This window comes from Rahnella sp. ChDrAdgB13 (assembly GCF_017655185.1).
Taxonomy (GTDB): domain Bacteria; phylum Pseudomonadota; class Gammaproteobacteria; order Enterobacterales; family Enterobacteriaceae; genus Rahnella; species Rahnella contaminans.
The window spans coordinates 1-1,617 of record NZ_JAEMGT010000251.1; the positions used below are offsets into that span (position 1 = coordinate 1).

General features: G+C 41.2%; 2 protein-coding genes and 2 pseudogenes. 2 read left to right on the top strand and 2 right to left on the bottom strand.

Going from position 1 to position 1,617, the window contains the following annotated elements; translation table 11 throughout:
* Positions 1–41: 41 nt before the first annotated feature.
* A pseudogene (locus J8X26_RS27460) lies at positions 42–389 on the bottom strand (RepB family plasmid replication initiator protein); the annotation flags it as partial.
* Positions 390–735: 346 nt separating this feature from the next.
* Between J8X26_RS27460 and J8X26_RS27465 the strand changes: the two are divergent.
* Positions 736–1,134, top strand: coding sequence for a type II toxin-antitoxin system RelE/ParE family toxin (locus J8X26_RS27465; RefSeq protein ID WP_208952669.1), 399 nt, complete (start codon positions 736–738; stop codon positions 1,132–1,134).
* A complete protein-coding gene (locus J8X26_RS27470; protein ID WP_208952670.1) occupies positions 1,118–1,435 on the top strand; it encodes a DNA-binding transcriptional regulator in 318 nt (105 codons plus the stop codon). Before J8X26_RS27465 ends, J8X26_RS27470 begins: the two co-directional genes overlap by 17 nt.
* Positions 1,436–1,539: 104 nt before the next feature.
* Here the strand turns inward: J8X26_RS27470 and J8X26_RS27475 are convergent.
* A pseudogene (locus tag J8X26_RS27475) lies at positions 1,540–1,617 on the bottom strand (IS6 family transposase); the annotation flags it as partial.

Below are 1,617 nucleotides of genomic sequence, written 5' to 3' on the forward strand. Positions count from 1 at the left end.
AGTTAGGGCGCGTTAGGAAATAACGCGTTCACGTTCCTCCGGAACGACCGTTCACCTTCGCCAGAATACGCACCGTCCGGTCTAAAGAAAATAACCTCTTTACCAACAAAATTCTTCGATGCATTTCGTATGTCTTTGCTTGCTTCAGCTGATGTTAAATTAAAAGTTTTAGCATATTCAGCCACTGAAATCTCACAAATGCCGTTGTGCGAAGGTTCAGCCCCCTCACCAACTGAAAGATCAGCTTTACGTATCTGATCTACAAAAAGATACAGCATTCGTTTTTGGTCACGGGATAAACTATAGGCAGCTTCTGTTAGTTCATTGGATTGAACAATCCGCTGTCCTATTTTGCGCGATTTAACCAATGCAATATCCAATTCAAGCATAGCTATTCCCATAATTAACTGTGACAAGTTTCGATGTTGTCACGGGTTATGTTACGAGTCAATAAACCTGTGAGTTAAGCTATTTTTTGAGGGCAAGTTGTCACGGTTATGGCTCCACAAGCCACGCCAGTGCTACGTTTCGAGCGTGCAAAAAGGTTTATAAATAAAACCTAAAAGGTATTTTAAAAATATCAGATGTATATGTGGATAACTTTTGGCTTACGTAGTTCTCATTTAAGGGATGCAACTCCTGTATGACACACCTAACTCAGAACTATGAAAAATTGAACAAACCCGTAATAAAGACTATAGTAATGGTTACGGGTATAGGGATGAGTAGATTTTCATGGGCATTTATTTAACACCTGAATTTGAAACGGAACGGAAGAAAGCACATATAAGCAACCGTATTTTGTGCAAAGCAGCAAATGCAATTTTTAATGGTCTACATGGTGATCCGCTAGGAAAATTCACCTTTAAAAAACGGCTTAGTCTGCCTGGAGTTGGAGCCAGTGACGGGGCTAGATCGATCATTTTCTTCAATAATGGTGATAACGTTTTTTTCTTCGATATGTACCTAAAAAGTGAGCTTTCAAAAAAGAAGGGAAAAGAAATTGAAGATGACGAAATCGATGCTTACTGCAAAATTGGCAAAGATTTTATAGCAATGGCTCCGAAAAGCATAAAAGAACTGCTTGAGTTAAAAGAACTAATCGAGGTAATTTGCGATGACACAACGTCTTAAACGCATACAAAGTATGGCTGAACGTTACAACAAATTGGGTGTTGTACAAGATGGCACAGTGAACGCTATCAATGCAGCAGTTGCTGCACGTAATATTCCTGCAATCCGAGTGATGACAGGCAGTCAGATTAGAGAGGTGCGCGTTCGCTACAACCTGTCTCAGGCAGCACTGGCAATCACTCTCGGAATGTCTGTTGAAAGCGTCTCAAAGTGGGAAAGAGACGAAAGCAAGCCTAACAATGCTGCTTTGCGGATTATTAATATCATCGATTCTAAAGGGCCAGAAGTGTTTATGGTTTAAGCTAGTTTAGGCATACCGAACAAATGAAAGCCGCGTAAGCGGCTTTTTTAAGGTTCTGTCGCATTAACGATAATGGGCCGCACAGAAAGTGCGCTGCCTGTTTTTCAGGCAGCCAACAGGTAAAATTGTTCTGCAAACGACAATCCGTCACCGGCAGGATGACCATACTGCCCCTTGCGTAT